The organism is Streptomyces sp. NPDC093225, from assembly GCF_044753805.1.
In the GTDB taxonomy this organism is placed as follows: Bacteria; Actinomycetota; Actinomycetes; order Streptomycetales; family Streptomycetaceae; genus Streptomyces.
Genome location: NZ_JBIVNX010000030.1, coordinates 44,815 through 70,214, shown reverse-complemented (window position 1 = coordinate 70,214; position 25,400 = coordinate 44,815). Strand labels below are relative to the sequence as shown.

The window sequence follows — 25,400 nt, the reverse complement described above, 5'->3', positions numbered from 1 at the left end:
CAACGGGGACGGGAACGCGAACGTGAACGCAAGCACGAACGGCAACAACGGTCCGCTCAGCGGCGCGGTGGTCGCCGTCGCCGGGGCCGGCGGCCCCGCCGGCAGCGCGGCCGTACTGCGACTGGCCGAGGCGGGTGCCACGGTCGTCGCCTGCGACGCCGACCCGGCCCGCCTCGCGGAGGCCGTGGACGCCGCCCGCTACGCGCACGGCGGCGCCACCGTGATCGGTGACACCGTCGACCTGCTCGACCTGGCCGCCACCAAGGAGTGGGTCGCCCGGACCGAGAAGGAGTTCGGCCGGGTCGACGGGCTGGTCCACCTGGTGGGCGGCTGGCGCGGCGCGGACTCGTTCACCGAGTCCCGGCCGGAGGACTGGGAGCTGCTCGAGAAGCTCCTGATCCGTACGGTCCAGAACACCTCGATGGCCTTCCACGACGCCCTGCAGCGCTCCGGCAACGGCCGCTACGTCCTGGTCAGCCAGGTCGGCGCGCACAAGCCGGTGGCGAACAACGCCGCGTACAACGCGGGCAAGGCGGCGGCCGAGGCCTGGACGCTGGCCATGGCCGACTCGTTCCGCAAGGCCGGCGGCGACGAGGGTCCCGCCGCCGCGGCTACGATCTTGGTCATCAAGGCACTGGTGCACGACGCGATGCGCGCCGAGCGTCCCAATGCGAAGTTCGCGGGCTTCACCGACGTCAAGGAGCTGGCCGAGGCCATCATCGGCGTCTGGGAGCAGCCCGCCTCTGAAGTGAACGGACAGCGTCTGTGGCTCACCCCGCAACCCTGAGGACCGACGCCCGCCGGCACCACGACCCGGCGGTACGCGGCTTCGCCTCCGACAACTACGCGGGAGCACACCCGGAGATCCTGGAGGCGATCGCCCTCGCCAACGGCGGCCACCAGGTCGCCTACGGCGAGGACGAGTACACCGAGCACCTCCAGAAGGTCATCCGCAGCCACTTCGGCCCGTACGCGGAAGCCTTCCCGGTCTTCAACGGCACCGGCGCGAACGTCACCGCCCTCCAGGCGATGACCGACCGCTGGGGCGCGGTGATCTGCGCGAAGACCGCCCACATCAACGTCGACGAGGGCGGTGCTCCGGAGCGGATGGCGGGCATCAAGCTGCTCGCCGTCCCCACCCCGGACGGCAAGCTGACGCCCGAGCTGATCGACCAGGAGGCCTGGGGCTTCGAGGACGAGCACCGGGCGATGCCGCAGGTGGTCTCGATCACCCAGAACACCGAGCTGGGCACGGTCTACACCCCGGACGAGATCCGGGCCATCTGCGAGCACGCCCACGGGCTCGGCATGAAGGTCCACCTCGACGGGGCCCGGATAGCCAACGCCGCGGCTTCGCTGGACGTGCCGATGCGCACGTTCACGAACGCGGCGGGCGTCGACGTGCTGTCGTACGGCGGCACGAAGAACGGCATGCTCTTCGGCGAGGCCGTCGTGGTCGTCAACCCGGACGCCGTCCGGCAGATGAAGCACGTGCGCAAGATGTCGATGCAGCTCGCGTCGAAGATGCGGTTCGTGTCGGTGCAGCTGGAGGCCTTGCTCGCCAAGGACCTGTGGCTGCGCAACGCGCGGCACGCCAACGCGATGGCGCGGCGGCTCGAGGCCGGCGTCCGGCACGTCGACGGGGTGGAGATCCTCTACCCGGTGCAGGCCAACGCGGTGTTCGCGAAGCTGCCGCACGAGGTGACGGTGCGCCTGCAGCAGCGTTACCGCTTCTACTTCTGGGACGAGGCGGCCGGACACGTCCGGTGGATGTGCGGCTTCGACACCACGGAGGACGACGTCGACGGCTTCCTCCAGGCCCTCAAGGAAGAGATGTCCCGGTAACGCCGGCGGCTGAATGCTCGTACCCCCGACCGCAAATGCATTGCATTGCGGTCGGGGGTATATTTATGCTCTCGATCATGGAGCTGATCCAGAAGGAACCCGGGCTCGACGCCTACCTGGCCGCCAGCGAGGCCATCAACCACACCCACCCACGGGTGCGGGACACCTCCGCCGCCCTCTGGGCGGACACCGGCGACGCATACTCATACGCCCGAGCCGCCTTCGAGTACGTCCGGGACGCCATCCCGCACTCCGCCGACTCGGGGGACCCGCGGGTCACCTGGCGCGCCTCCGACGTCCTCGCCACGCGGACCGGCATCTGCTACGCCAAGTCCATCGCCCTGGCCGCCCTGCTGCGCCACCGCGGCATCCCCACCGCCCTGTGCTACCAACTCCTGGGGGAGGACGACGGCTCGGACCAGGTCGTCCACGGCCTGGTCGCCGTCCGCCTCCCCGGCGACGACACCTGGCGCCGCCAGGACCCGCGCGGCAACAAGCCGGGCGTCGACGCCCGCTTCTCCCTCGACCGCGAGCGGCTGGCCTTCCCCGTCCGCCCGCACCTCGGCGAGATCGACTACCCCGACCTGCACGCCACGGTCCCCGCCCCGGTCCTCGCCGCCCTCCAGCAGGCCGAGGACCGCGCCGCCCTCTGGCGCACCCTCCCCACGTCGCTGCCCTAGCCAGGGTGCGCCCGGCGCGGCGCGGGGTGGCTCCCCCGCCCTCCCAGAGCGGCCCGCCGTTGTGAGACCCGTCCTTCCTCGCGCGTCCGGGTGTCCGGGACCGTCCCCCGGACGGCCCGGGCGACCCGGCGAGGCCGTTCAGCCCCGCCGGCGACCGGGACGCGGGCGCCGGGGCGGCGCCGCGGGTGCGGTGCCGCGCGGCTCCGGTCCGGCGGCGGCGTCCGGGGCCACGGCCACCGACGCCGGGACGGGGCCGGGCGGGGGAGTGCCGCCCCGCTGCACGGCCCGGTGCAGCAGGGCCGCCGCCACCTGCACCACCCCGATCCCGACCAGCAGCCACCGTGCGGGCACGCCCGCCCCGATGCCGAAGCCCGCGGCCGCCGCCCCCGCCGAGGCGGCCGTCATCTTCAGGCCCGCCCCCAGCGTGAACACCTGCTCCCGCGTCCCCTCGGGCGCGTGGTCCGCCCTGATCCGCAGCGTCGCCGCCAGCAGCGGCCCGTCGCACAGCCCCGCCACCGCGAAGAGGCCCGCGGCCACCGGCATCGACGGCGCCCAGGCAGCCCCGAGCAGCGTCAGACCCGTGCCCGCCATGGCGCCCTCGGCCAGCCGGCCCGACGGCAGCGACAGGCGCGAGAGCCCCAGCGAACCGGCCAGCGCCCCGACCGCGAACGCGGTCATCAGAACACCGCCGCGCCCGTTGCCGCCCAGCAGCCCCGCCAGCAGCACGGCCGTGGTGGTCAGCGCCCCCAGCCCGAGGAACGCCAGGCTGGTGGCCGACGTGATGGCCCGCAGCTCCCGCACCCGCCACAGCGCCACCAGCCCGCTCGACATCCCCGCGCCTCCCGAGACGCCCCCGCCGGCCCGTCCGGCCGCCGTCCCGGGCCCGGTCGCGTCGGCAGGACCGTCCGCCCCGTCCGCCCCGCCCGCCCCGTCCGCCCCGTCCGCCCCCGCCGGGACCGCAGGGCCGGCGGGGCCGCCGTACGGCAGGAGGGCTGCGCACGTGGCGGCCAGGGCGGCGGCGCCGGCGAGCGCGCCGAGGGCGGCGCCCCCGGACCAGGTGGCGGCCAGCGTGCCGACGACGGCCGGCGCGGACACCGAGGCCGCGTTGTACGTCGCCGCGTCCCAGGCGTACGCCCGGTCACGCCCCGGACCGGCCGGCACCAGCCGGGCCACCAGGCTCGAAAGGCCGCCCGTGACCACCGGCCCGCACGTCCCGCCCGCCACCGCCACCGCAGCCACCGCCCAGGCCGGCACCCGCCCGACGAGCAGCGCCAGCGCCGCCAGGGCCGCGCCGAAGCCGGCCAGCGCCCCCGCGTAGAGGAACCGGGGCCGGCGCGCCCGGGCGGCCACGGCCCCGGCCAGCGGAGCGGCGAGGGCGTGCGGCGCGGTCCACGCGGTCAGCACGAAGGCGCCGTGCGCCGCCCCGCCCGTACGCTCCACCGCGACCAGCACCAGGGCCAGCCCCACCCCCTCGCCGGCGAACCGGGCCGCCACGGCCGTCGCCAAGTACCCCCTGAGTCCCCGCTGTCCCCGACTCCCCGGGGCCGTTCCCGCCGCGCGCATCCGAGCCCCCCACTCCGTAACGGCTTACCCGGGCAAGACATTACACTTGGCGGCGTGAAGGGATTCGACCCCGCCCAACGGCTGATCGACCTCGCCAACGAGGTACGTACGGCACCCGACGCCTCCCGCGAGGCCCTCGCCGCCCTGCTCGCCCGGCACGGCGAGAGCGAGCGCGACCTGGCCCCCGAGGCCTTCTCCGAGGCCGATGCGGCCGAACTGCGCGCCGCCGCCCGCCGGATGGGCGGCGTCCTGGCCGAGCCCGACGCCGACCGCGCGGCCGAGGCCCTCAACGCGCTGTTCGACGCCTGCGGCGCCCGCCCCCGCCTGACCCGGCACGACGGCCACGCCTGGCACCTGCACGTCGACCGCGAGGGCGCCGGCTGGGGCGAGTGGTTCCTGGCCTCCGGGGCCCTCGCGCTCGCCGCCGTCCTGACCGAGTACGGGCGCGTCACCTGGGGCGCCTGCGCGGCCGCCCGCTGCGGCGCCTACTTCCTGGGCACCGGTCCCGGCAGCGCCCGCCGCTACTGCTCGGCCGCCTGTGCGTCCCGGGAACGCGTCGCGGCCCACCGCAGCCGGCGGCGCGCCGGGCGGTGAGCCGCGCTCACACCACTGTTCGGACCGTGTCCGGGGGACCTCAGGCCTTGCGGAGCTCCGCCTCGCGGACCTCGGCCGCCGTGGGCGCCGTACCGCCCAGGTGCGCCGGCAACCACCAGGAGTCCTCGGTGCCCTTCGGCTTCGCCGGGTACGCCCGCTGGGCCGCGTCCAGCAGCTCCTGCACGCGCTCCCGCAGCCGTCGGGTCAGCGCGCCCGCGAACTGGTCGGCCGGCGCCTCCATCGGCTCGCCCACCCGCATCGTCACCGGGATGTGGCTGCGCCGCAGGTCCTTCGGCCTGCCCTTGGTCCACAGCCGCTGCGTGCCCCACAGGGCCACCGGGATCAGCGGCACGCCGGCCTCCTGGGCCATCCGCACCGCGCCGGACTTGAAGCTCTTGAGCGTGAAGGACTGCGAGATCGTCGCCTCGGGGAAGACCCCGATGATCTCGCCCGAGCGCAGCGCGGCCAGCGCCTGCTGGTACGCCGCCTCACCCTGCTCGCGGTCGACCGGGATGTGCTTCATCGCCCGCATCAGCGGCCCGGAGACCTTGTGCCGGAACACCGAGTCCTTCGCCATGAACCGCACCAGGCGCTTAGACGGACGTGCGGTCAGACCCGTGAAGATGAAGTCCAGGTACCCGATGTGGTTCGACACCAGCACGGCGCCGCCCTTGCGCGGGATGTTCTCCGTGCCCTTCAGGTCGATGCGGATGTCGAGCGCCTTGAACAGCCCGTGCGCGACACCGATCACAGGGGGGTAGACCAGCTCTGCCATCGTGGGGAGACTCCTCGTTTCTCTGCTGGGGAGGTCTGAAGAGGTTCTCCCGCGGAAAGCACGTAAGTTACGCCAGCGTAGGTACCGGCAAGGGGATGGTGCCCGATGCGCGCGTCGAGGGCCAGTCCGCGGGGCTCCGGCCGGGGAGATCCTCGTCACGCCGGGAATACCCGGCGCTACGGGTGTGCTGCCCCCGAAGGTACGGATCCATTCGTAGGGAGAGGCTAAGCGTGGGCGAGCGCGGGGCGGGAAAGGTGCACCCCGAGGGGGAGGGGCGCGTGCGCCTCGGCGAGGCCGAACTCGGCGCCCGGCGCGGCGAGCGGGCCACCCTCGTCCAGTTCTCCAGCGCCTTCTGCCAGCCCTGCCGGGCCACCCGCCGCATCCTCGGCGAGGTCGCGGACCTGGTGCCGGGCGTGGCCCACGTCGAGATCGACGCGGAGGCCCGCCTGGAGCTGGTCCGCGCCCTCGGGATCGCGAAGACCCCCACCGTCCTCGTCCTGGACGCGGCCGGCGCCGAGGTGCGCCGGGCGGCCGGCATGCCGCGCAAGGCGGACGTCATCGCCGCGCTGGGCGCCGTCCTCTGAGCCCCTTTCACGCCGCCGCCGGGACCTCGCGCTCCGTGAGACGCCTCGCATCTGAGGGAAGCCGCTTGACTGCACATGGCAACGATCGACAGGCTTCGGCCAGCCCCCATGTGAAGGACACGCCCATGACGGCCCCGCCGGCCCCGCCCGCCCTCATCCCGGCCCTGCCGGGCTCGCCCGAGCTGTTGCGTTCGGTGTTCCGTCGGCACGCCGCCGGCGTCGCGGTGATCACCGCGGCCCGCGAGGGTTCCCCGGTCGGCTTCACCGCCACGTCGCTGAGCTCGGTCGCGGCGGAGCCGCCCCTGCTGTCCTTCTCCGTCGGTACGGGCTCGTCCAGCTGGCCCGTGATCGAGGAGACCGGCCATCTGGGCGTGCACATACTCGGCGAGCACCAGAGCGGGCTGGCGGGCCTGTTCGCGCGCAGCGGCGCCGACCGGTTCGGGCCGGACACCGCCTGGCGCGCCGGTCCCGAGGGCGTGCCGCTGCTGGACGGCGTACTGGCCTGGATGGTGTGCCGGGTCGTGGCCCGGGTGCCGGCCGGCGCCCATGTGGTCGTGATCGCCGAGGTGCTCGCGGGAGACCCCGAGGGGGACCCGGCGGGCGGGGGGCGGCCGCTGCTCTACCACCAGGGGCGCTTCAACGCCCTGCGTGACTGAGTAGTGCCTGCTGGGGGGCACTTTCCCGGGCCTCCGAGCGTTGGCAAGGTCACAGTTCGGTGAGCTTGCTTCCTGGTGGAACGCACGCTGTACTGGCGAGTAACATTTGGTTCGGAGCGCAACCCGCCCCGACCGGGATCCGCCCCAAAAGGCGCCTATGCTGCCTGCACGAGGCAGCACCAGAAAAGACGATGCAGTAGGAGAGCCGGCGTGAGCCTGAGGATCGTTGTCTGTGTGAAGTACGTGCCCGACGCCACCGGCGACCGGCACTTCGCCGATGACCTGACCGTCGACCGCGACGACGTCGACGGCCTGCTGTCGGAGCTCGACGAGTACGCCGTCGAGCAGGCGCTGCAGATCTCCGAGGAGTCGGACGACGACGTGGAGATCACCGTCCTGACGGTGGGCCCGGAGGACGCGAAGGACGCGCTGCGCAAGGCGCTCTCGATGGGCGCCGACAAGGCCGTCCACGTCGAGGACGACGACCTGCACGGCACCGACGTCATGGGCACCTCGCTGGTGCTCGCCAAGGCGATCGAGAAGGCCGGCTACGACCTGGTCATCACCGGTATGGCCTCCACCGACGGCACCATGGGCGTCCTCCCGGCGATCCTGGCCGAGCGCCTGGGCGTCCCGCAGGTCACCCTGCTCTCCGAGGTGAACGTCGAGGACGGCAAGGTGACCGGCCGCCGCGACGGCGACGCCGCCAGCGAGCAGCTCGAGGCGTCCCTGCCGGCCGTCGTGTCCGTCACGGACCAGTCGGGCGAGGCCCGTTACCCGTCCTTCAAGGGCATCATGGCCGCGAAGAAGAAGCCGGTGGAGTCCTGGGACCTGTCCGACCTGGACGTCGACTCCGACGAGGTCGGCCTCGAGAACGCCTGGACCGCGGTCGACTCCGCGTCCCCGCGTCCGGCCCGCACCGCCGGCACGATCGTCAAGGACGAGGGCGAGGGCGGCAAGCAGCTGGCCGAGTTCCTGGCCGGCCAGAAGTTCATCTGAGCTTCGGTCATCCCTTCGATCGCCCCCTCTACTTCGCAAAAGCTGGAGAAGCCCCATGGCTGAAGTTCTCGTCTACGTCGACCACGTGGACGGTGCCGTCCGCAAGCCCACCCTGGAGCTGCTGACCCTGGCCCGCCGCGTCGGCGAGCCCGTCGCCGTCGCCCTCGGCGCCGGCGCCGAGGCCACCGCCGCGGTCCTGGCCGAGCACGGTGCCGTCAAGGTCCTGACCGCCGACGCCGCCGAGTTCGCCGACTACCTGGTCGTCCCGAAGGTGGACGCCCTGCAGGCCGCGTACGAGGCCGTCTCCCCGGCCGCCGTGCTCGTCCCGTCCTCCGCCGAGGGCAAGGAGATCGCCGCCCGCCTCGCCGTCCGCATCGGCTCGGGCATCATCACCGACGCCGTCGACCTCGAGGCCGGCGACGAGGGCCCGGTCGCGACGCAGTCCGCGTTCGCCGCCTCCTTCACCACCAAGTCCCGTGTCTCCAAGGGCACCCCGGTCATCACCGTCAAGCCGAACTCGGCTCCGGTCGAGGCCGCCCCGGCCGCCGGCGCCGTCGAGGCGCTGGCCGTCACCTTCTCGGCCCTGGCCACCGGCACCAAGGTCACCTCGCGCACCCCGCGCGAGTCGACCGGCCGCCCGGAGCTGACCGAGGCCGCGATCGTGGTCTCCGGCGGCCGCGGCGTCAACGGCGCCGAGAACTTCTCGATCATCGAGGCGCTGGCCGACTCCCTCGGTGCCGCCGTCGGCGCCTCCCGCGCCGCCGTCGACGCCGGCTGGTACCCGCACTCCAACCAGGTCGGCCAGACCGGCAAGTCGGTCTCGCCGCAGCTGTACATCGCCTCCGGCATCTCCGGTGCGATCCAGCACCGTGCCGGTATGCAGACCTCGAAGACCATCGTGGCCATCAACAAGGACTCCGAGGCCCCGATCTTCGACCTGGTCGACTACGGCGTGGTCGGCGACCTGTTCCAGGTCGTCCCGCAGCTGACCGACGAGATCAAGGCGCGCAAGGGCTGATCCGCCCTCGCCGTCTGACCTGCGCAGACGCACGGCCCGGGGCCGCGTGGTGAGACTCACCGCGCGGCCCCGGGCCGTTTTCCGTCGCGCCCCGGGTGAATCGTCCGGAGCATCCGGAGAACATTGACGAGGGGGTTCCGGTGTCACTAGATTTTGCTATACGGATTTGAGATTCCGTGCAGCGGAAAATAGGAGAGTGCACGATGGGTCAGCAGGAGAAGGTGGCAACGAGCCTCCAGGGCGCGGTCAGCGAGCGCATCAGCGCCTCGCTCGCGCCGGTGGACGCGGAGCTCGCGCGCCGCTACCCCGGAGACCCTGGCACCCGGCAGCCGATCCACACCGTGTACGTGCCCGGTGACGTCTTCGACGCCGGCACCATCCGCTCCTGGGGCGACCAGGCCCTCGCCGCCCTCGACGAGCACGCCCCCGACGCCGGGACCTTCGCCCGCGTCCTCGGCATCGCGGACGAACTGGCCGGACCCGTGTACGAGCGCGTCCGCGCGAAGCTCGCCACCGAGCCGGTCGAGGACCTCCGCGTCGACTTCGAGGACGGCTTCGGCGTCCGCTCCGACGAGGAGGAGGACCAGGCCGCCGCCCGCGCCGCCCGCCTCGTCTCGGAGGCCTTCGCCAACGGCACGAACGCCCCGTACATGGGCATCCGCATGAAGTGCATGGAGTCCAACGTCCGCGACCGGGGCCTGCGCACCACGGACGTCTTCCTCTCCGGACTGCTCGAGCACGGCGGCCTGCCCGAGGGCCTCGTCCTGACCCTCCCCAAGGTCACCTACGCCGAGCAGGTCAGCGCGTTCGTGGAGCTGCTGGAGGCCTTCGAGTCGGCCCGCGGCCTGCGCCCCGGCCGCATCGGCTTCGAGATCCAGATCGAGACCAGCCAGTCCATCCTGGCCTCCGACGGCACCGCCACGGTCGCCCGCATGATCGACGCCGCCAAGGGCCGCGCCACCGGCCTGCACTACGGCACCTTCGACTACAGCGCCTGCGTCGGCGTGTCCGCCGCCTACCAGTCCAGCGACCACCCGGCCGCCGACCACGCCAAGGCGATCATGCAGGTCGCGGCCGCCGGCACCGGCGTACGCGTCTCCGACGGCTCGACCAACGTCAAGCCCGTCGGCACCACCGAGCAGGTCCACGAGGCCTGGAAGCTCCACTACGGCCTCACCCGCCGCGCCCTGGCCCGCGCCTACTACCAGGGCTGGGACATGCACCCGGGCCACCTCCCGACCCGCTACGCCGCCGTCTTCTCCTTCTACCGCGAGGGCCTGGACGCCGCGGCCGCCCGCCTGAAGGCGTACGTCGCGAAGATCGAGGGCGACGTCATGGACGAGCCCGCCACCGCCAAGGCCCTCGCCGGCTACCTGGTCCGCGGCCTCGACTGCGGCGCCGTCGGCACCGACGAGGTCACCGCCCGCACCGGCCTGACCCGCGCCGAGCTGGACGCCTTCGCGATCCCGCGCCGCTCCGCCACCCTGACGGCGACGGCGTAACGGCCTCCCCGCGACCCGGGGCCGGTACCCCCGAGCGGGGTACCGGCCCGCCGCGCCGGTACGGACCCGAGCGCGCGGCGCCAGCTCGCTGACGCACATGCTCGCATCGCACGCGTACGGACCCACGAGCACGGGCACCGTCAGAACCGGGCCGTGGCCAGCACCGTGCCGTCCGGCGTCGTCAGCCGCGCACCGGCCAGCGACCCCGCGTTCACCGCGGCCGGCGATCCCCAGTAGCCGTACCCCTCGTGCAGCCTGAACGAGCCGAGCCGCACGGTGCTGCCGTCCGACCGCACCAGCAGGCAGGACACCGGCCCGTCGTACGGGACCCCGGCGTCGTCCATGTCCACGGACATGTACACCCAGCCGTCCGCGTCGGCGGGGCCCGGCACGGCCGGGTGCGCGTTGATCTCGCCGACCGACCGGCCGACGGCCGGCCCGGTCGACGCGTGGTCCGCGGGTCCGGCCCCGGCCGCCACCCGGGCCGCCCCCGGCGCGAGCACCAGATCGGCCCGCAGCAGGCCCGCCGCCGTCGTGCCGGAGCGCGTGGCCGGGGCCGGGCCCTCGGTCACGTACGTGCCCAGCGCCCAGCCCCCGAAGCCCAGCGCCACCGCGCAGGCCCCGGCCACCGCCGCCACCCGGATCCGGACCGCCCGGCCGCGGGCGGCCTCCCGGCGCCCCGCCGCGCCCGCCGGCGCGGCCACGGGCCGCAGGCTCAGCCGCCGCGCCACCCGCTCCTCGAAGCCCCTGGGCGGCTCGCGCTCCGGCAGCAGGGCGAGCAGGCCGTCCCCGACGAGCGCGAGCTGGTCGACGTACTCCCGGCAGTCGGCGCACCGGTCCAGGTGCGCCAGGGCCTCGGCCCGCTCCCGCCCCGAGAGCACGCCCAGCGCCAGCTCCCCGGCCCGCTCCCGCAGCCGCGCGCAGCCGGTGTCCTCAGTCATCGCCGCCTCCCTCCGCACGCGGCGGATCCGGCGTCCCGGCCACCAGTGCCGCCCGCAGCCGGGCCATGGCCGTCCTGATCCGCGTCTTGGCCGTACCCAGGGGGATGCCCTCCAGCTCGGCCACCTGCCGCGCGGTCATCCCGTAGACCCCGGCCATCGCCAGCGCCCGGGCCTGCTCCCGGGGCAGTCCGGCCAGCGCCGTGCGCAGCCCGGCCGCCGCCTCGTCGGCCAGGGCCCGCCGCTCGGGGGTCTCCGTCACCGCGCCGAGCAGCGCGTCGAGGTCCTCGGGGGCCACCGGCTCGGGCCGCCGGGCCCGGACGGCGTCCACGGCCAGGTTGTGCGCGATCGTGGTCAGCCAGGCGCTGACCGAACCACGGCGCGCGTCGTAGACCTGCGCGTGCCGCCAGGCCCGCTCGAAGGTCTGCTGCGCGACGTCCTCGGCCAGCGCGGCGTCCCGCGTGACGGCGACGGCCACGCCGAAGACCCGGTGCTGGAACCGCCGTACGAACGTCATGGCGAGCTCCGGGTCACCGGTGGCCAGCCCGGCCAGCAGCGCCTCGTCCGGGAGGCGGCCGACCGGGAGCTGCAGCCCCTGCATGCCGGTAGGTACGTTCCGGCGCGCCCAGGGGATTGCCCGGCGATGGCGGAACCTCACGCTCCCATTCTCCGCCGCGTCGCGCGCCGCGCGTCGCGACCGTCCGCCGCCGGGGCGCAATCCCTCCCGACGCCACGTCCGTATCCCGACTGCGACCGGCACGGCAGGGCACCCGCCCAACACGGAAAGGCACCCGCCCGGCACGGCGGGGCACCTGCCCGCCACGGAAGGGCACCCGCCCGGCACGGAGAGGCACCCGCCCAGCGCGGACGGACGCCCACCCGGCACGGAAGGGCACCCGCCGAAGGAGGCCCGACATGAGACCGCACCCCACACCCCTGCACCGCATCCTGCTACGGGGCCTGGCCGCCGGCGCGCTGGCCGGCGCCCTCGTCGCCTGCGGGGGCGGCGGGTCCGGCGCAGGGGCCCAGAGCCCGGCCGCCGGCACGTCGAGCACCCAGGAGCAGACTCCGGGCAGTCCCGCGAAGGCCGTGACCGTGGTGGACGTCTCGATGACCGACTTCCACCTCAAGCTCTCGAAGACGGACCTCACCGCAGGCCGGTACACGTTCCGCGCCGCCAACGACGGCCACCACCCGCACGCCCTGGAGATCGAGGGCCCGGGCGGCGAGCACCGCACCCCGACGCTCCAACCCGGGCAGTCCGCGGACCTCACGGTGACGCTGAAGGCCGGCTCGTACGAGATGTACTGCCCGGTCGACGGCCACCGCGCCCTGGGCATGGAGACGGACCTGCACGTCGGAGCCGCCGGCTCCGGCTCGACCGGAAACGGCACCGGCACCCCGAACAGCACGAACGACATGTCGGGCAACGGCTACTGAGCCGTGCACGCCCGATCCTGCGACACCAGGAGGGCCTCATGCACCCCCGAACGGCCGACCTCTCGCTGCGCGCGGTCGCAGCGGCCTGCGCGCTCCTGAGCGCGGTGGACCACCTCTACCTCGCCCCCGAACACCTGGAGGAGATGCCCTACATGGGCATCCTCTTCCTCATCGGCGGCACCGGCCTGCTGGTGGTCGCCGCGGGCCTCGCACTCACCGACCCCCGCCCGGCGTGGGTGGGCGGAGCGCTGCTGAACGCCGGCATGCTGCTCGGCTTCGCGCTCTCCCGCACCGTCGGGCTGCCGGACTACCACGAGACCGGCTGGGAACCGCCGCACGGCGTCCTGTCCGTCGCCTCCGAGGCGGTGTTCCTGCTCGCGGCCGCAGCCTGGTACGTGGTCGTACGCCGCAGCCCCGACCGTGGCCCGGCCGGCCGGATCGCGGGCCGTACCCCGCACGTTCACGACCGGGGCCCCGCAAGCCACGCGCGACTCCGCTGACCGACAGCGCCAGGTCGTGTGGTGCGGGGAACCACCACGAAGCCCCGTCAGGTCACCCCGTGGTGTGTGGGGGAGGCGCCTGACGGGGTGTGGCAGGCTGGTCCGGAGGCAGGCCCGGGCCTGGGGTGGCCGAAGGCCCCGAAGCCCCAGGGGTGGGCCTGCCGCAGGGCCTGCAGGCCACACCCCGTCAAGCGCCGAGGGGACCCACACACCACGGGGTGACCCCGCGAAGCGAGCCCACCCCGACACCGGCCCGGGCGACCCCACCCCGAGCACCCCCTCAGACCGGCGGCAGCTCGCCCGACCCCCGTGCGATGAGCCGCGTGGGCAGCTCGACCCGCTCCGGCGCGAGCCGCGCCCCCGACAGCCGCGCGAACAGGCGCTCCGTCGCGACCCGGCCCAGGGCGGCGGGGTCCTGGGCCACGACCGTGACGCCAGGCCTGAGGAGGTCCGCCAGTTCGAAGTCGTCGAAGCCGACCAGCGCCACCGGCCGGCCGAGCTCCGCGAGCACCCGGACGAGGGTCACGGTCACGCGGTTGTTCCCCGCGAACAGCGCGGTGACGGGCGCGTCGCCGGTGAGCATCCGCCGCGCCGCCCGGGTCACGGTGGCCGGGTCGGTGGCCCCCAGTGCCACCCACTCCGGCACCACCGGCAGGCCCGCGTCCGACATCGCCGCGCGGTAGCCCCGTACCCGCTCCTGGGCGGTGTGGATGCGCGGCTGGTCGCCGATGAAGCCGATCCGCCGGTGACCGTGGGCGACCAGGTGCGCGACGCCCTCCCGGGCCCCGCCGAAGCTGTCGGAGAGCACCACGTCCGCCGCGATCCGGCCCGCCGGGCGGTCCACGAACACCGTCGCCACGCCGGCCCGCATCTCCGGCTCCAGGTAGCGGTGGTCGTCCCCGGCCGGGATCACGACGAGCCCGTCCACCCGCCGCGCGCACAGGGCCAGGGCCAGCTCGCGCTCCCGGCCCGGATCCTCGGCGCTCGACCCGTTGATGAGGAGCGCGCCGTGTGCTCGCGCGACTTCTTCCACGGCCCGGTTCAACGGCCCGTAGAAGGGGTCCGCCAGGTCCTCCAGGATCAGCCCGACAGTGGCCGTACGCCCCTTGCGCAGCACGCGTGCGCTGTCGTTGCGGCGGAATCCGAGGTCGGTGATGGCCTCCTGGACCCGCCGCTCGGTCTCGGGGGTGACGCCCGGCTCGCCGTTGACCACGCGCGAGACCGTCTTCAGCCCCACCCCGGCCCGGGCCGCCACGTCCTTCATCGTCGGGCGCAGGCCGTAGCGGGCGGAACCGGAGGAGACGGTCAAGGTCGGGTGCCTTTCGGGACGGACGGGCCGGGGACGAGCCGGGAACGGGCTGGGGACGAGCCGGGACCCAGCCGCGGACCGGCCGGGACCGGGCCGGGAACAGGCCTGGAACTACAGGGTAGGCCCGGCGCGTCGGTCACCGTGTGCCCGGGGGTGGCATCGGGTGCCCCGACGCGGAGCGAATGGCCGGTAACGGGGTTTCCGCCTCCGGGTGTTGCGGGCAAGCCACAGGGGGCCTCGGCCGAGGCCTCCGTCAGGAGGGGGACAAGTGATCGTCTGGATCAACGGCACGTTCAGCGCCGGGAAGACCAGCACCGCACGCGAGCTGACCGGCCTGATCCCGGACAGCGCCCTGTTCGACCCCGAGGTGGTCGGCGGCGTCCTCAAGCACCTCCTCCCGCCCAAGTACGTGGCGCAGGTGACGGACTACCAGGACCTGGCGATCTGGCGGCGGCTGGTCGTCGACGGGGCCGCAGCGATGCTGGCCGAGCTCGGCGGCACCCTGGTCGTGCCGATGACCCTGCTGCGCCAGGAGTACCGCGACGAGATCTTCGGCGGCCTGGCCGCCCGCCGGATCCCGGTGCGCCACATCGTGCTCACCCCTGATGAAACGATCCTGCGGGAGCGCATCGCCCACCGCGAGGAGCCGGACGTCCCCGATGCCGAGACACGGGTCCGCCAGTGGGCGTACGACCGCATCCCCGCGTACCGGGAGGCCCTGGACGGCTGGCTGCGCGCCGACGCCCACGCCGTCGACAACGGCCGGCTGACCCCGCGCGAGACCGCCGAGGCCGTCGTCGAACTCCTGCGCTCCGGTGGCGCCCCGCCCTGCGACATCGTGCAGACCCCGGAGCCGACCCGGGAGACCGTGGCGTCCGGGGTGCTGCTGTTCGACGACGAGGACCGGGTGCTGCTCGTCGACCCCACCTACAAGCCGGGCTGGGAGTTCCCCGGCGGCGTCGTCGAGGCGGGCGAGGCCCCGGCCCGGGCCGGCATGCGCGAGGTGGCCGAGGAGGTCGGGGTGGAACTCGGCACCGTGCCACGGCTGCTGGTCGTGGACTGGGAGCCGCCCCGCCACCCCGCCTTCGGCGGACTGCGCTTCCTCTTCGACGGCGGGCGGCTGTCCGCCGAGCGGGTCCGTGACCTGCGGCTGCCCGGCGCCGAACTGCGCGGGTGGCGGTTCGTCACCGAGGAGGAAGCGGCCGGACTGCTGCCGCGGGTCCGCTTCGAACGGCTGCGCTGGGCCTTGCGGGCCCGGGAGCGGGGAACCGTGCTCAATCTGGAGGCGGGAGCGCCGGTGGGGTGAGGCCCCGCTGGTGGAGTGGGCCCCGCTGGTGGGGTGAGCGCCGCCGACCGGACGGCTCAGGCCTCCGTTGCCGCCACCGCCGCCTTCAGCGCCGCCGCCGTGTCCCGGACCACAGGGTCGCCGTGACCGAAGCAGGCCACCTCCGGTTCCAGCGCGGCCAGCCGCCTGAAGGACTCCAGTGCCCGCCGCCGGTCGGTGTTGAACACCCCGAGCATCACCTGCTGGACCCCCGCCACGCAGTCGCCGGTGAACAGCACCCCGTGCTGCGGCAGGTGGACGGCGATGCTGCCGTCGGTGTGCCCGGGGGAGTGCACCGCGTACGCCCCGTCCCCGAAGCCGAGTTCCTCGCCGTCCGACACCTCCCGGTCGACCCGGGTCGGCGGCGCCTCGGGCACCACCGTCAGCGCGTGCTCGTACAGCGGGACCTCCCAGTCGAGCAGCACCGGAGCGGGCACCGGCGCGAGTCCCCGGATGACCGGTGCGTCCAGACCGTGGGCCAGCACCTCGGCGCCGTAACGGGCCGCGAGTTCCTCGGCCGCGCCGAAGTGGTCGCCGTGGCAGTGCGTCAGGACGATGCGGCGCAGAGCCGCGGGGTCGAGGCCGAGGGAGCGAATGCCGGCCTCGATGTCCGGCCCGGAGGCGGCGTCGCCGGCGTCCACGAGCGTCAGCTCGGCCGCGTCGCCGGAGCCGTCGCGCCAGAGGTAGGCCTGGCCGATCCGGAAGCGGAGCAGGTGCAGCTGCGGGAGTATCTCGACAAGATCCATGCTGCGACCGTAAGGCGGGAGTTGGGGGCGGGGTACGCGAATACGCCGGGCGCGGACTACGCCCAGAGCGCAGTCGGGGACGCGCTGCGGGTGGGAGTGGGCGTGCTCGTCGGGAGTGCGGGCGCCTGTGGGGAGTGGGGGCGCCTGTGGGGAGTGGGGGTGCGCGTCGGGAGTGGGGGCGCCTGTCGGGAGTGGGGGCGCGCGTCGGTGCTTGACGGGTGCGTGGAGCGGGGCGGGGTCGGGGTGGGCTCGCTTCGGGGGCGGGTCCCGTGGTGTGTGGGTCCCCTCGGCGCTTGACAGGGGCGGCCTGCAGGCCCTGCGGCAGGCCCACCCCGGAGGCTTTGGCTTCGCCCTGGCCTTCGGCCACCTCCGGCCCGGGCCTGCCTCCGGTCCAGCCTGCCACCCCTGTCAAGCGCCTCCCCCACACACCACGGGACGGCCTGACCGGAGCTTCGTGTCCTTTCGCCCCGGGGCGGGGCCGGGGTGCGGGGGCGCGGGGGCGGCCCCCTCACGCACCCGCGCCCACGCGCCTCAGGCCTTCTTCGACTCCGCGTAGTTGATCAGGAACAGGGCCTCCGCGACCGACAGGCGCTCCAGCTCCTCCGGCGAGACGCTCTCGTTGACGGCGTGGATCTGCGCCTCCGGCTCGCTCAGGCCGATCAGCAGGATCTCGGTGTCGGGGTACAGCGTCTGCAGGGTGTTGCACAGCGGGATCGAGCCGCCCATGCCGGCGGCCTGCATCTCCTGGCCCGGGTACGCCACCTGCATCGCGGCGGCCATGGAGGCGTACGCCGGGCTGGCGGTGTCGGCCTGGAAGGGCTGGCCGGAGCCGACCTGCTCGACCTTGACGCGCGCGTTCCACGGCGTCTTGGCCTCCAGGTGCGCCATCAGGTGCTTGTTGGCCTCGACGGTGTCCATGCCCGGCGGCACGCGCAGGCTGATCAGCGCGCGGGCGCTGGCGTGCACCGACGGGGTGGCGCCGACCACCGGCGGGCAGTCGATGCCCAGCACCGTCACGGCCGGCCGGGCCCACAGCCGGTCCGAGACCGAGCCGTCGCCGATCAGGTCCACGCCCTCGAGCACCCTGGCGTCGTCGCGGAAGTCGCCCTCCGGGTACTGCAGGCCCTCCCAGACGGCGTCCGCGGTGAGGCCGTCGACGGTGGTGGAGCCGTCCTCGGCGCGCAGCGAGTCCAGCACGCGGATCAGGGCCGCGAGCGCGTCCGGGGCGGCGCCGCCGAACATGCCCGAGTGCAGGTTGCCCGCCAGGGTGTCGACCTGGACGCGGACCAGCGTCATGCCGCGCAGCGTGGCCGTCACGGTGGGCAGGCCCAGGCGGAAGTTGCCGGCGTCGCCGATGACGATGGCGTCGGAGGTGAGCAGCTCGGGGTGGGCCTCGGCGTACTGCTGGAGGCCGCCGGTGCCCTGCTCCTCGGAGCCCTCGACGATGACCTTCACGCCCACCGGGACGCCGCCGTTGGCCTTGAGGGCGCGCAGCGCGAGCAGGTGCATGATGAACCCGCCCTTGCAGTCGGCGGCGCCGCGGCCGTACCAGCGGCCGTCGCGCTCGGTCAGCTCGAAGGCCGGGGAGATCCAGGCGGCGTCGTCCAGCGGGGGCTGGACGTCGTAGTGCGCGTACAGCAGGACCGTCGGTGCGCCCGCGGGGCCGGGCAGGTAGCCGTACACCGACTGCGTGCCGTCCGGGGTGTCGAGCAGCGCGACGTCCTGGAAGCCCTCGGCGCGCAGCGCGTCGGCCACCCAGTTCGCGGCGCCCTCGCTCTCGCTCTTGGGGAACTGCGCCCAGTCGGCGACCGACCGGAACCTCACCAGTTCGGTCAGCTCCGTCTTGGCACGGGGCATGAGCGAGGCGACGGTCTCGGCGATCGGATGGGTCGACATGGGCACGCTCCTGGTGGGTGCGACGTTGTACTGCGTGGGAGCCGGGTGGGCACCGCCGATCTTCCCACAGGGGTCGTCGGGGGTCCGCCGTAGGATGCGGCTCGGCACCGGAGCAACATCAGGATCGGGAGCAGCGACACATCGTGAGCAGCGAGCACGGGGAATTCGACGGCGGCGCGGAGGGCCTGGAGGGCGCGGACGGCGTGCGGGGCGGGGGCGGGGCCGAGGAGGCCGGCGGAGCCCGCGAACCGGACGCCGTCGGCGAGGCCCGGGACGGCGCGGACGCTCAGGGGGTCGGGGACGCTCAGGACGTCGGGGAGGGTGTCGACGGCGCGGACGGTGCGGACGCCCAGGAGATCCGCCAGGAGGTCTGGGACGTCGTCGTGGTCGGGGCGGGCCCGGCCGGCGCTTCGGCCGCGCACGCCGCGGCGGCCGCCGGCCGTCGGGTCCTGCTGCTGGAGAAGGCGGAGCTGCCGCGCTACAAGACCTGTGGCGGCGGCATCATCGGGCCTTCGCGCGACACCCTGCCGCCGGGGTTCGTGCTGCCGTTCAAGGACCGCGTCAACGCGGTCACGTTCACCCTGAACGGCAGGTTCGGCCGCACCCGCCGCTCCCGGCACATGCTCTTCGGGCTCATCAACCGCCCGGAGTTCGACGCACAGCTGGTCGCCGCGGCCGAGAAGGCCGGTGCCCAGGTGCGTACGGGCGCCCAGGTCGCCCGGGTCGAGCAGCACGGGCCCGCGGTCCCGGACCGGCGCACGGTCGCCGTGGTCCTCGCGGACGGCGAGACCGTCCTGGCCCGCGCGGTGGTGGGGGCCGACGGCAGCGCCAGCCGGATCGGGGCGCACGTGGGCGTCAAGATGGCGCAGGTCGACCTCGGCCTGGAGGCCGAGATCCCGGTGCCGCCCACCGTCGCGGAGGACTGGAAGGGCCGGGTGCTCATCGACTGGGGTCCGCTGCCGGGCAGTTACGGCTGGGTCTTCCCCAAGGGGGACACCCTCACCGTGGGCGTGATCTCGGCGAAGGGCGAGGGGGCCGCCACCAAGCGGTACCTGGAGGACTTCATCGGCCGGCTGGGCCTGGCCGGTTTCGAGCCCGCGGTCTCCTCCGGCCACCTGACGCGCTGCCGGGCCGACGATTCGCCGCTGTCTCGGGGCCGGGTGCTGGTGTGCGGCGACGCGGCGGGCCTGCTGGAGCCGTGGACCCGCGAGGGCATCTCCTTCGCACTCCGCTCGGGCCGGCTGGCGGGGGAGTGGGCCGTGCGGATCGCGGAGGCGCAGGATGCCGTGGACACCCGCCGACAGGCCCTGAACTACGCCTTCGCCATCAAGGCGGGGCTGGGCGTGGAGATGGCGGTGGGCCGCCGGATGCTCACGCTGTTCGAGTCCCGGCCGGGGCTGCTGCACGCGGTGATCACCGGTTTCCGGCCCGCCTGGCGCGCCTTCGCCCGGATCACGCGCGGTTCGACCTCGTTGGGCGAGCTGGTGCGGACGAACCCGTTGGCGAGTCGCGCGCTGCACGGCCTGGACCGGCGCCAGTCGGCGGACCGTCCGGACTCCTGACGCGCACCGGCCGCTCGGCGCCGGGCCCGCCCTCGTGCGGTCCGGCGCCGGGTGGCGGCCGTCACCCGGCGACGGTGATGCGGAAGACCGGGTGGTCCTCGGCGGCCGCCAGCAGCTCCGCCTCGGAGGAGTCGGCGGTGACGCCCTTGAAGAACCGGTTGACCTCCCACCCCCACCGCTTGAGGTAGGAGCGCAGCACGGCCGGCCGCTCGGCCTCCGGGATCTCGACCGCGGTGAACGTCCGCACCTTGCGCCCCACGCGCAGTTCGCCGCCACCGGCCACGCGCATGTTGCGGACCCACTGCGAGTGGCCGCGGGCGGAGACCAGGTACGGGACGCCGTCGTGCTTGTGGAGGTTGACCGGGATGCGCTGCATCTGGCCCGAGACCCGGCCGCGGACCGAGAGCTCGGTCGTGCCGGCCAGGCTGATCCCGAGGCGGGCGAGCTTGCCGATGAAGCGGTTCAGGCGGGCGTCCATGCCCTGGGCGGGGACGTAGTACGGGCTCTGCGACGCGCTCATGATGGCCTCCGGACGTTTTGGAGAGCGGTGCTCTCGCTTGAGATCAGTGTGCACCCGTCGTCACAGCAAAGCAAGAGCACTGCTCTCGTGAGTGTGCGGTGCTCTCCTTGTGATGTGATCGGTGCTCGCTGTTGTGTGCACTGCTCCGATCATTGATCGGCGCTCTCCAGGCGTGGCACACTCCCCCCATGAGCACCGTGCGTGGAGCCCGTGAGCGGGCCCGGATCGAGGTCACCGCCGCCATCAAGCAGGAGGCGCGCAAGCAGCTCGCCGCCGAAGGCGCGGCGAAACTGTCCCTGCGCGCCGTCGCCCGCGAACTCGGGATGGTGTCCTCGGCGCTCTACCGCTACTTCCCCAGCCGCGACGACCTGCTGACCTCACTGATCGTGGACGCCTACGACGCGGTCGGCGCCGCGGCCGAGGCGGCCGCCGCCGGAGCCGCCGCCGCGCCGCCGTACGAGCGGTGGACCGAGGTCTGCGTCGCCGTCCGCGCCTGGGCGCTCGCCCACCCGCACGAGTACGCGCTCATCTACGGCTCGCCCGTACCCGGTTACGCCGCGCCGCAGGACACCGTCGTCCCCGCGGCCCGGGTCGGGAACGTCCTGATCGGCTTCGTCCGCGAGGCCCACGACGCCGGCCGCCTCGACCTGCCGCCCCTCGGGGACGAACTGCGGCCCGAGGCCGCCCGGATGGCCGCCGACTTCGCCCAGGACCTGCCGCTCGAAGCCGTCACCGCGCTGGTCGCGGCATGGGCGCAGCTGTTCGGCCTCATCTGCTTCGAGGTGTTCGGCCAGTTCAACCGCGTGGTGGAGGAGCGGGACGCCTTCTTCCGCCACTCCGCGGGCCGGCTCGCCCACTCCGTGGGCCTCCGCCCGGCGGACTGACGCGCCCCCGCGACACGGGGTGGCTCCCTCCCGTGTGGCGCTCTCCCGATGAGGGGGCGCACCCGTGCGCGTCGAGGCGGGGCGGGAACACGCTCACCTTCGGGTGACGGTGCGCGGGTCGGGAGCGGCGCGGCACCAGGGTGACCGCCATGATCACCACCGCCCTCCGGCGGCCCTGCGCCGCCCTCGCCCTCGCCCTCGCGGCCGCCCTGGTCCCGCCGGCCGCCGCCGCGGAGCAGGCGCCCACGGCCCCCACCACCCGCTCCGCCCCGGTCTCCGCCACCTCCGCGGCCGCCGCTCGGGCGGCCGCGGCGACGTTCGGGTCCCGCGCCGCCGCGCCCGCGCTCGCCGCGGCACCCGCCAACTCCTGCCCGCGCGTCGCGGACCACCTCTACCCCGCCCTCGACAAGCGCGTCGACCTCGACCGCATCACGCCCTCGCCGTCCTGGCGCATCAACTGCAAGCAGCTCTACCGCTCGGACAGCCGCCCGCCGGAGACGGTCTTCGCGCAGGGCTTCGCCCCGAAGGACGTACTCACCGGCCAGTACGACATCGAGCAGTACGTCCTGGTCAACCAGCCCTCCCCGTACGTCTCCACGACGTACGACCACGACCTCTACAAGACCTGGTGGAAGAGCGGTTGGAACTACTACGTCGACGCCCCGGGCGGCGTCGACGTCAACCTGACCATCGGTGACACGCACAAGTGGGCGTCCCAGGTCGAGGTCGCCTTCCCCGGCGGCATCGAGCGCCGCTTCATCGTCGGCGTCTGCCCCGTCGACAAGGAGAAGAAGATCGAGATCATGAACCAGTGCCAGGACAACCCGTACTACGAGCCCTGGCGCAACACCTACCCGGGGTAGTCGCCCTCCGGTCCGTCAGGTCCCGTCCGGACGGCGGCCGAAGCGCCACAGGACGTGCGTGACCCGCAGGACGAAGACGGCGACCGCCAGCCCGCAGGCGGCGGCGGTCAGACCGCGCTCCACCACGTGCGGCAGGGCGAAAGCCAGTGCGGGCCCCGCCACCGCCCCGAAGACCAGGGCGGCGGCGAGGCCCGCGCTGAGGAACGCGTAGCCGATCTCCACCGTGACCGCGTCGCGGTCCGCCTGCGTGCGCCGGACCTGTATCGCCTTGCGTGACCTCGGTGCCATACCGGCAGTCTCACAAGCCGCCCCGCGCCGCGCCAACACCGGGCGCCCCGCGCGTGTCTTCCGGAGGGTACGGCCGCCCCGCGGTCAGATACGCGCCTGCTCCGACCACAGCCGCGCCAGTTCCAGATCGCCCGAGACGGCGGGGCCCGCCAGCGGGCGACGGTTCCAGAGCGCCTCGTACAGCCACTGCGCGGGGGCGCTCACCTCGCAGTCCGCCGGACCCTCGTCCGTACGCACCACCACCAGCGGCTCCCGCGAGACGCGGGCCGTCCACACCGCGCCGGTGTCCGTGGCCCGCACCCGCATCACCCGCTCCGCGTCGCGGTCCGTCCGCACGGTGGTCCGCGGCCGGAGGAGGAACCCGCGCAGGAGCTCGTCCACCCCGTCCTCGGCGAACTCCGGCGCCACCGCCGAGAACCCGCCGCCCAGCGCCGACTCCGCGTCCACCCGGTGCACGGTCGTCTCGTGCGCCTGGCGCCGCGCCCAGAACGTCCGCGGCGAGGTCACGCCGGGCAGGAAGGTGAAGCACTCCAGGTCCGCCGGAGCCGCCTCCAGCGTCTCCACCAGCGCCGCATGCCCCTCGCGGAACCACGCCAGCAGCTCCGCCCCGACCAGCTCCGGGCCCGCGCCCAGCGGGACCCCCTCCCGCAGCGGCTCCCCGACCACCCGCGCGGCCCACCGGTGGACCGCGCCCGTGTGCCGCAACAGGTCGGTGACACGCCAGCCGGGACAGGTGGGCACCGGGGCGTCGAGGCCCGCCCGCTCGGCCGTGTCCGCGAGCGAACGACCCTGCTCGTCAAGCGTCTTGAGGTAGTCCATGGTCTCCATGGGGCGAGTGTGCCATCCGGCGCCGGGGCGGCGCCCCGCCGCCGTCAGCCGTCCTGGAGCCCCGTCATCCGCAGCGTGAGGTTGATCCGACCCGACGCCAGCCCCGTCACCTCCGGATCGCCCGTCCCCGGAAGCACCTTCACCACCCCGTGGTACGCGAACCGCGAGGGCCCCCCGAAGACGAACAGGTCCCCGGACTCCAGCTCCACGTCCGTGTAGGGCCGGCCCCGGTCCTCCGGGTTCCCGAAGCGGAACACGCACGTGTCGCCGATGCTCAGCGACACCACCGGCGCACCCGACCGCTCGTCCTTGTCCTGGTGCATCCCCATGCGCGCGTCGCCGTCGTAGAAGTTGACCAGCGCGGTGTCCGGCTCGTACCCGTCGCCGGCCGCCGGGTCCCCGTACGCCTCCCGCAGCGCCTCCCGCCCCAGCTCCGCCAGCCAGTCGGGGAAGGGCGCCACCCGCGCGCCGTTCACGTCGTCCGCCGTGCGCGAGTACCGGTACGGCAGCCAGTGCCAGCCCAGGCACACCGTCTGCGCGGACATCACCCCGCCCCCGGGCAGCCGCGTGTGCCGGATCGGCACCGGCCCGCGCGCCCACTCCCGGCAGGCCGCCACCAGCTCCCGCTGCCGCTCGCCCGGCAGCCAGCCCGGCACGTGCACCGCACCCGCCGCGAGCACCGGCCGCGGTCTCGGGAACAGCCCGGTCATTGCATCCACCTCCCACCCCCGACGGTAGGGGGCGTACTGCTCCGACCGTAGTACGGGCCACCGACAGCAGGAGCGGATACGGGCCACACCGTGGATCATGCGAGGATCGGCTTCATGAACGGCGAAGCGGCCCCGAGGCGAGCAGCGGACCTGTCCACGCGCACCAAGCTCGAGAGGGGGCGCGGGGCACTGGGTCCGGCCCTTGAACTCGTCCACACCGGACGCGCCCCCACCCGTGCCGTGCTCACGGCCGAGCTCGGGGTCACCCGCGCCACGGCCGGCGCCGTGGCCGCCGAGCTGGAGGCCCTCGGCCTGATCCGCGTCGACTCCCGCCCCGGTGTCGCCGGCGGCTCCCAGGGCCGGCCCTCGCACCGGCTCGCGGTCGACGAGAACGGCCCCGTCGCCCTCGCCGCGCAGGTCCACCCCGACGGCTTCCGCGCCGCCCTGGTCGGCCTCGGCGGCCGGATCGTCGACACCACGCCCGGGTGCGTGACCGTCTCCGCCGACCCGGCGCAGGTGCTCGGCGAGGTGGTCGACGCCGGCGCGGCCCTGCTCGCCAAGAGCGGCCGCCGCTGCGTGGGCGCCGGCCTGGCCGTCCCGTCCGCCGTCGCCGAGCCCGACGGCACGGCCCTCAACCCGCTGCACCTCGCCTGGCCGGCCGGCGCCCCGGTACGCGAGATCTTCACCGAACGCGTCCGCGCCGCCGGCATCGACGGACCCGCCTTCACCGGCAACGACGTGAACCTGGCCGCCCTCGCCGAGCACCGCCACGGCGCCGGCCGCAGCGCCCAGCACCTCCTGTGCGTGGCCACCGGCCACCGCGGCGTCGGCGGCGCGCTCGTACTCGACGGCCGCCTGCACTCCGGAAGTTCCGGACTCGCCCTGGAGGTCGGCCACCTGACCGTCAACCCCGACGGCCGGGCCTGCCACTGCGGCGGCCGCGGCTGCCTCGACGTGGAGGCCGATCCGCTCGCGTTCCTCCAGGCCGCGGGCCGCACCCCCGGCCCCGAGGTCTCGCTGCTGGACCAGGCCCGCGACCTGCTGCGCGCGGAGCCCGCCGACCCGGCCGTGCGGCACGCGACCGAGGAGCTCGTGGACCGCCTCGGCCTCGGCCTGGCGGGGCTGGTCAACATCCTCAACCCCGACCGGATCATCCTCGGCGGCCTGCACCGCGAGCTGCTGAACGCCGCCCCCGAGCGGCTGCGGGCGGTGGTCGCCGACCGCAGCCTGTGGGGGCGCAGCGGGGGCGTACCGATCCTGCCCTGCACCCTCGACCACAACAGCCTGGTCGGCGCCGCAGAGCTGGCCTGGCAGCCGGTCCTCGACGACCCGCTCCTGCTGGGCCAGGGAGCGGTGGCGGCCGGCCACTGACCGGC

General features: G+C 74.4%; 27 protein-coding genes. 16 read left to right on the top strand and 11 right to left on the bottom strand.

Annotated features, from left to right (window positions below):
• Positions 1-22: 22 nt before the first annotated feature.
• The 3 genes from ACIQCH_RS25095 to ACIQCH_RS25085 all read left to right on the top strand — a co-directional run bounded on the left by ACIQCH_RS25095 (position 23) and on the right by ACIQCH_RS25085 (position 2,525).
• Positions 23-787 (top strand): SDR family NAD(P)-dependent oxidoreductase, encoded by a 765-nt coding sequence (locus ACIQCH_RS25095; protein ID WP_402584417.1) that lies wholly within the window; start codon positions 23-25, stop codon positions 785-787.
• Positions 784-1,845, top strand: a complete 1,062-nt coding sequence (locus tag ACIQCH_RS25090) for a threonine aldolase family protein (RefSeq protein ID WP_402584415.1) — start codon at positions 784-786, stop codon at positions 1,843-1,845. The genes ACIQCH_RS25095 and ACIQCH_RS25090 overlap by 4 nt, the downstream gene beginning before the upstream one ends.
• Positions 1,846-1,922: 77 nt before the next feature.
• Positions 1,923-2,525, top strand: coding sequence for a transglutaminase family protein (locus ACIQCH_RS25085; protein ID WP_402584368.1), 603 nt, complete (start codon positions 1,923-1,925; stop codon positions 2,523-2,525).
• 138 nt (positions 2,526-2,663) lie between these two features.
• Here ACIQCH_RS25085 and ACIQCH_RS25080 read toward each other — a convergent pair whose 3' ends face one another.
• Positions 2,664-4,031: an MFS transporter gene (locus ACIQCH_RS25080; RefSeq protein ID WP_402584366.1), complete on the bottom strand. Its 1,368-nt coding sequence runs from the start codon at positions 4,029-4,031 to the stop codon at positions 2,664-2,666.
• Between the two features lie 111 nt (positions 4,032-4,142).
• Between ACIQCH_RS25080 and ACIQCH_RS25075 the strand changes: the two genes are divergently transcribed.
• A complete protein-coding gene (locus ACIQCH_RS25075) occupies positions 4,143-4,682 on the top strand; it encodes a CGNR zinc finger domain-containing protein (protein ID WP_402584364.1) in 540 nt (179 codons plus the stop codon).
• 40 nt (positions 4,683-4,722) lie between these two features.
• Here ACIQCH_RS25075 and ACIQCH_RS25070 read toward each other — a convergent pair whose 3' ends face one another.
• The gene (locus ACIQCH_RS25070) at positions 4,723-5,457 is read right to left on the bottom strand and encodes a lysophospholipid acyltransferase family protein (RefSeq protein WP_402584362.1); all 735 of its coding nucleotides are present in this window, start codon (positions 5,455-5,457) and stop codon (positions 4,723-4,725) included.
• A 98-nt stretch (positions 5,458-5,555) separates the two neighbouring features.
• Between ACIQCH_RS25070 and ACIQCH_RS25065 the strand changes: the two genes are divergently transcribed.
• The 5 genes from ACIQCH_RS25065 to ACIQCH_RS25045 all read left to right on the top strand — a co-directional run bounded on the left by ACIQCH_RS25065 (position 5,556) and on the right by ACIQCH_RS25045 (position 10,216).
• Positions 5,556-6,041, top strand: coding sequence for a thioredoxin family protein (locus ACIQCH_RS25065; RefSeq protein ID WP_402584361.1), 486 nt, complete (start codon positions 5,556-5,558; stop codon positions 6,039-6,041).
• A 125-nt stretch (positions 6,042-6,166) separates the two neighbouring features.
• A complete protein-coding gene (locus ACIQCH_RS25060) occupies positions 6,167-6,697 on the top strand; it encodes a flavin reductase family protein (protein WP_402584359.1) in 531 nt (176 codons plus the stop codon).
• 210 nt (positions 6,698-6,907) lie between these two features.
• Positions 6,908-7,696: an electron transfer flavoprotein subunit beta/FixA family protein gene (locus ACIQCH_RS25055; protein WP_402584357.1), complete on the top strand. Its 789-nt coding sequence runs from the start codon at positions 6,908-6,910 to the stop codon at positions 7,694-7,696.
• Between the two features lie 55 nt (positions 7,697-7,751).
• Entirely contained in the window at positions 7,752-8,714 is a 963-nt protein-coding gene (locus ACIQCH_RS25050) for an electron transfer flavoprotein subunit alpha/FixB family protein (RefSeq protein ID WP_402584355.1), read from the top strand.
• Between the two features lie 203 nt (positions 8,715-8,917).
• Positions 8,918-10,216 carry a DUF6986 family protein gene (locus tag ACIQCH_RS25045; protein WP_402584353.1) on the top strand — a complete coding sequence of 433 codons (1,299 nt, stop codon included), beginning with the start codon at positions 8,918-8,920 and terminating at the stop codon, positions 10,214-10,216.
• A 140-nt stretch (positions 10,217-10,356) separates the two neighbouring features.
• On the opposite strand, the gene ACIQCH_RS25040 is transcribed toward ACIQCH_RS25045, so the two are convergent.
• Positions 10,357-11,157, bottom strand: a complete 801-nt coding sequence (locus tag ACIQCH_RS25040; RefSeq protein ID WP_402584351.1) for a hypothetical protein — start codon at positions 11,155-11,157, stop codon at positions 10,357-10,359.
• On the bottom strand, positions 11,150-11,755 hold the full coding sequence (locus tag ACIQCH_RS25035) for an RNA polymerase sigma factor (protein ID WP_402584349.1): 606 nt from the start codon (positions 11,753-11,755) through the stop codon (positions 11,150-11,152). The genes ACIQCH_RS25040 and ACIQCH_RS25035 overlap by 8 nt, the downstream gene beginning before the upstream one ends.
• A 314-nt stretch (positions 11,756-12,069) precedes the next feature.
• Here ACIQCH_RS25035 and ACIQCH_RS25030 point away from each other — a divergent pair, with 314 nt between their 5' ends.
• Together ACIQCH_RS25030 and ACIQCH_RS25025 are read left to right on the top strand one after the other, a co-directional pair.
• On the top strand, positions 12,070-12,594 hold the full coding sequence (locus ACIQCH_RS25030; RefSeq protein WP_402584347.1) for a cupredoxin domain-containing protein: 525 nt from the start codon (positions 12,070-12,072) through the stop codon (positions 12,592-12,594).
• Positions 12,595-12,632: 38 nt separating this feature from the next.
• A complete protein-coding gene (locus ACIQCH_RS25025; RefSeq protein ID WP_402584345.1) occupies positions 12,633-13,094 on the top strand; it encodes a hypothetical protein in 462 nt (153 codons plus the stop codon).
• A 280-nt stretch (positions 13,095-13,374) separates the two neighbouring features.
• Here the strand turns inward: ACIQCH_RS25025 and ACIQCH_RS25020 are convergent, their stop codons facing one another.
• Positions 13,375-14,358: a LacI family DNA-binding transcriptional regulator gene (locus ACIQCH_RS25020; RefSeq protein ID WP_402584413.1), complete on the bottom strand. Its 984-nt coding sequence runs from the start codon at positions 14,356-14,358 to the stop codon at positions 13,375-13,377.
• Between the two features lie 313 nt (positions 14,359-14,671).
• Between ACIQCH_RS25020 and ACIQCH_RS25015 the strand changes: the two genes are divergently transcribed.
• The gene (locus tag ACIQCH_RS25015; RefSeq protein ID WP_402584343.1) at positions 14,672-15,709 is read left to right on the top strand and encodes an NUDIX domain-containing protein; all 1,038 of its coding nucleotides are present in this window, start codon (positions 14,672-14,674) and stop codon (positions 15,707-15,709) included.
• A 56-nt stretch (positions 15,710-15,765) separates the two neighbouring features.
• Here the strand turns inward: ACIQCH_RS25015 and ACIQCH_RS25010 are convergent, their stop codons facing one another.
• Both ACIQCH_RS25010 and ACIQCH_RS25005 read right to left on the bottom strand, forming a co-directional pair.
• Positions 15,766-16,473 carry an MBL fold metallo-hydrolase gene (locus ACIQCH_RS25010; protein ID WP_402584341.1) on the bottom strand — a complete coding sequence of 236 codons (708 nt, stop codon included), beginning with the start codon at positions 16,471-16,473 and terminating at the stop codon, positions 15,766-15,768.
• 531 nt (positions 16,474-17,004) lie between these two features.
• Positions 17,005-18,369 (bottom strand): dipeptidase, encoded by a 1,365-nt coding sequence (locus ACIQCH_RS25005; RefSeq protein ID WP_402584339.1) that lies wholly within the window; start codon positions 18,367-18,369, stop codon positions 17,005-17,007.
• Positions 18,370-18,725: 356 nt separating this feature from the next.
• Between ACIQCH_RS25005 and ACIQCH_RS25000 the strand changes: the two genes are divergently transcribed.
• Positions 18,726-19,931: a geranylgeranyl reductase family protein gene (locus ACIQCH_RS25000; RefSeq protein ID WP_402584412.1), complete on the top strand. Its 1,206-nt coding sequence runs from the start codon at positions 18,726-18,728 to the stop codon at positions 19,929-19,931.
• A 61-nt stretch (positions 19,932-19,992) separates the two neighbouring features.
• Here the strand turns inward: ACIQCH_RS25000 and ACIQCH_RS24995 are convergent, their stop codons facing one another.
• Complete coding sequence (locus ACIQCH_RS24995; RefSeq protein ID WP_402584337.1) at positions 19,993-20,451, bottom strand: nitroreductase family deazaflavin-dependent oxidoreductase; 459 nt, start codon at positions 20,449-20,451, stop codon at positions 19,993-19,995.
• Positions 20,452-20,639: 188 nt separating this feature from the next.
• Between ACIQCH_RS24995 and ACIQCH_RS24990 the strand changes: the two genes are divergently transcribed.
• Both ACIQCH_RS24990 and ACIQCH_RS24985 read left to right on the top strand, forming a co-directional pair.
• The gene (locus ACIQCH_RS24990; protein WP_402584335.1) at positions 20,640-21,335 is read left to right on the top strand and encodes a TetR/AcrR family transcriptional regulator; all 696 of its coding nucleotides are present in this window, start codon (positions 20,640-20,642) and stop codon (positions 21,333-21,335) included.
• 149 nt (positions 21,336-21,484) lie between these two features.
• Positions 21,485-22,198 (top strand): ADP-ribosyltransferase, encoded by a 714-nt coding sequence (locus tag ACIQCH_RS24985; RefSeq protein ID WP_402584333.1) that lies wholly within the window; start codon positions 21,485-21,487, stop codon positions 22,196-22,198.
• A 15-nt stretch (positions 22,199-22,213) separates the two neighbouring features.
• On the opposite strand, the gene ACIQCH_RS24980 is transcribed toward ACIQCH_RS24985, so the two are convergent.
• The 3 genes from ACIQCH_RS24980 to ACIQCH_RS24970 form a co-directional block, all read right to left on the bottom strand.
• Complete coding sequence (locus ACIQCH_RS24980) at positions 22,214-22,486, bottom strand: DUF6332 family protein (RefSeq protein ID WP_402584331.1); 273 nt, start codon at positions 22,484-22,486, stop codon at positions 22,214-22,216.
• Between the two features lie 84 nt (positions 22,487-22,570).
• Positions 22,571-23,314 carry a maleylpyruvate isomerase family mycothiol-dependent enzyme gene (locus ACIQCH_RS24975; protein WP_402584329.1) on the bottom strand — a complete coding sequence of 248 codons (744 nt, stop codon included), beginning with the start codon at positions 23,312-23,314 and terminating at the stop codon, positions 22,571-22,573.
• A gap of 44 nt (positions 23,315-23,358) precedes the next feature.
• The gene (locus ACIQCH_RS24970; protein ID WP_402584328.1) at positions 23,359-24,024 is read right to left on the bottom strand and encodes an alpha-ketoglutarate-dependent dioxygenase AlkB family protein; all 666 of its coding nucleotides are present in this window, start codon (positions 24,022-24,024) and stop codon (positions 23,359-23,361) included.
• Between the two features lie 114 nt (positions 24,025-24,138).
• Here ACIQCH_RS24970 and ACIQCH_RS24965 point away from each other — a divergent pair, with 114 nt between their 5' ends.
• Positions 24,139-25,395, top strand: coding sequence for an ROK family protein (locus tag ACIQCH_RS24965; RefSeq protein ID WP_402584326.1), 1,257 nt, complete (start codon positions 24,139-24,141; stop codon positions 25,393-25,395).
• The last annotated feature ends 5 nt before the right edge of the window (positions 25,396-25,400 follow it).

Coding starts and splice junctions, on each gene's coding strand:
- ACIQCH_RS25085 (WP_402584368.1), top strand. CDS start 1,923: ATGGAGCTGATCCAGAAGGAACCCGGGCTCGACGCCTACCTGGCCGCC.
- ACIQCH_RS25070 (WP_402584362.1), bottom strand. CDS start 5,457: ATGGCAGAGCTGGTCTACCCCCCTGTGATCGGTGTCGCGCACGGGCTG.
- ACIQCH_RS25060 (WP_402584359.1), top strand. CDS start 6,167: ATGACGGCCCCGCCGGCCCCGCCCGCCCTCATCCCGGCCCTGCCGGGC.
- ACIQCH_RS25050 (WP_402584355.1), top strand. CDS start 7,752: ATGGCTGAAGTTCTCGTCTACGTCGACCACGTGGACGGTGCCGTCCGC.
- ACIQCH_RS25045 (WP_402584353.1), top strand. CDS start 8,918: ATGGGTCAGCAGGAGAAGGTGGCAACGAGCCTCCAGGGCGCGGTCAGC.
- ACIQCH_RS25040 (WP_402584351.1), bottom strand. CDS start 11,157: ATGACTGAGGACACCGGCTGCGCGCGGCTGCGGGAGCGGGCCGGGGAG.
- ACIQCH_RS25035 (WP_402584349.1), bottom strand. CDS start 11,755: ATGCAGGGGCTGCAGCTCCCGGTCGGCCGCCTCCCGGACGAGGCGCTG.
- ACIQCH_RS25030 (WP_402584347.1), top strand. CDS start 12,070: ATGAGACCGCACCCCACACCCCTGCACCGCATCCTGCTACGGGGCCTG.
- ACIQCH_RS25025 (WP_402584345.1), top strand. CDS start 12,633: ATGCACCCCCGAACGGCCGACCTCTCGCTGCGCGCGGTCGCAGCGGCC.
- ACIQCH_RS25020 (WP_402584413.1), bottom strand. CDS start 14,358: ATGAAGGACGTGGCGGCCCGGGCCGGGGTGGGGCTGAAGACGGTCTCG.
- ACIQCH_RS25010 (WP_402584341.1), bottom strand. CDS start 16,473: ATGGATCTTGTCGAGATACTCCCGCAGCTGCACCTGCTCCGCTTCCGG.
- ACIQCH_RS25005 (WP_402584339.1), bottom strand. CDS start 18,369: ATGTCGACCCATCCGATCGCCGAGACCGTCGCCTCGCTCATGCCCCGT.
- ACIQCH_RS24995 (WP_402584337.1), bottom strand. CDS start 20,451: ATGAGCGCGTCGCAGAGCCCGTACTACGTCCCCGCCCAGGGCATGGAC.
- ACIQCH_RS24990 (WP_402584335.1), top strand. CDS start 20,640: ATGAGCACCGTGCGTGGAGCCCGTGAGCGGGCCCGGATCGAGGTCACC.
- ACIQCH_RS24985 (WP_402584333.1), top strand. CDS start 21,485: ATGATCACCACCGCCCTCCGGCGGCCCTGCGCCGCCCTCGCCCTCGCC.
- ACIQCH_RS24980 (WP_402584331.1), bottom strand. CDS start 22,486: ATGGCACCGAGGTCACGCAAGGCGATACAGGTCCGGCGCACGCAGGCG.
- ACIQCH_RS24975 (WP_402584329.1), bottom strand. CDS start 23,314: ATGGAGACCATGGACTACCTCAAGACGCTTGACGAGCAGGGTCGTTCG.
- ACIQCH_RS24970 (WP_402584328.1), bottom strand. CDS start 24,024: ATGACCGGGCTGTTCCCGAGACCGCGGCCGGTGCTCGCGGCGGGTGCG.
- ACIQCH_RS24965 (WP_402584326.1), top strand. CDS start 24,139: ATGAACGGCGAAGCGGCCCCGAGGCGAGCAGCGGACCTGTCCACGCGC.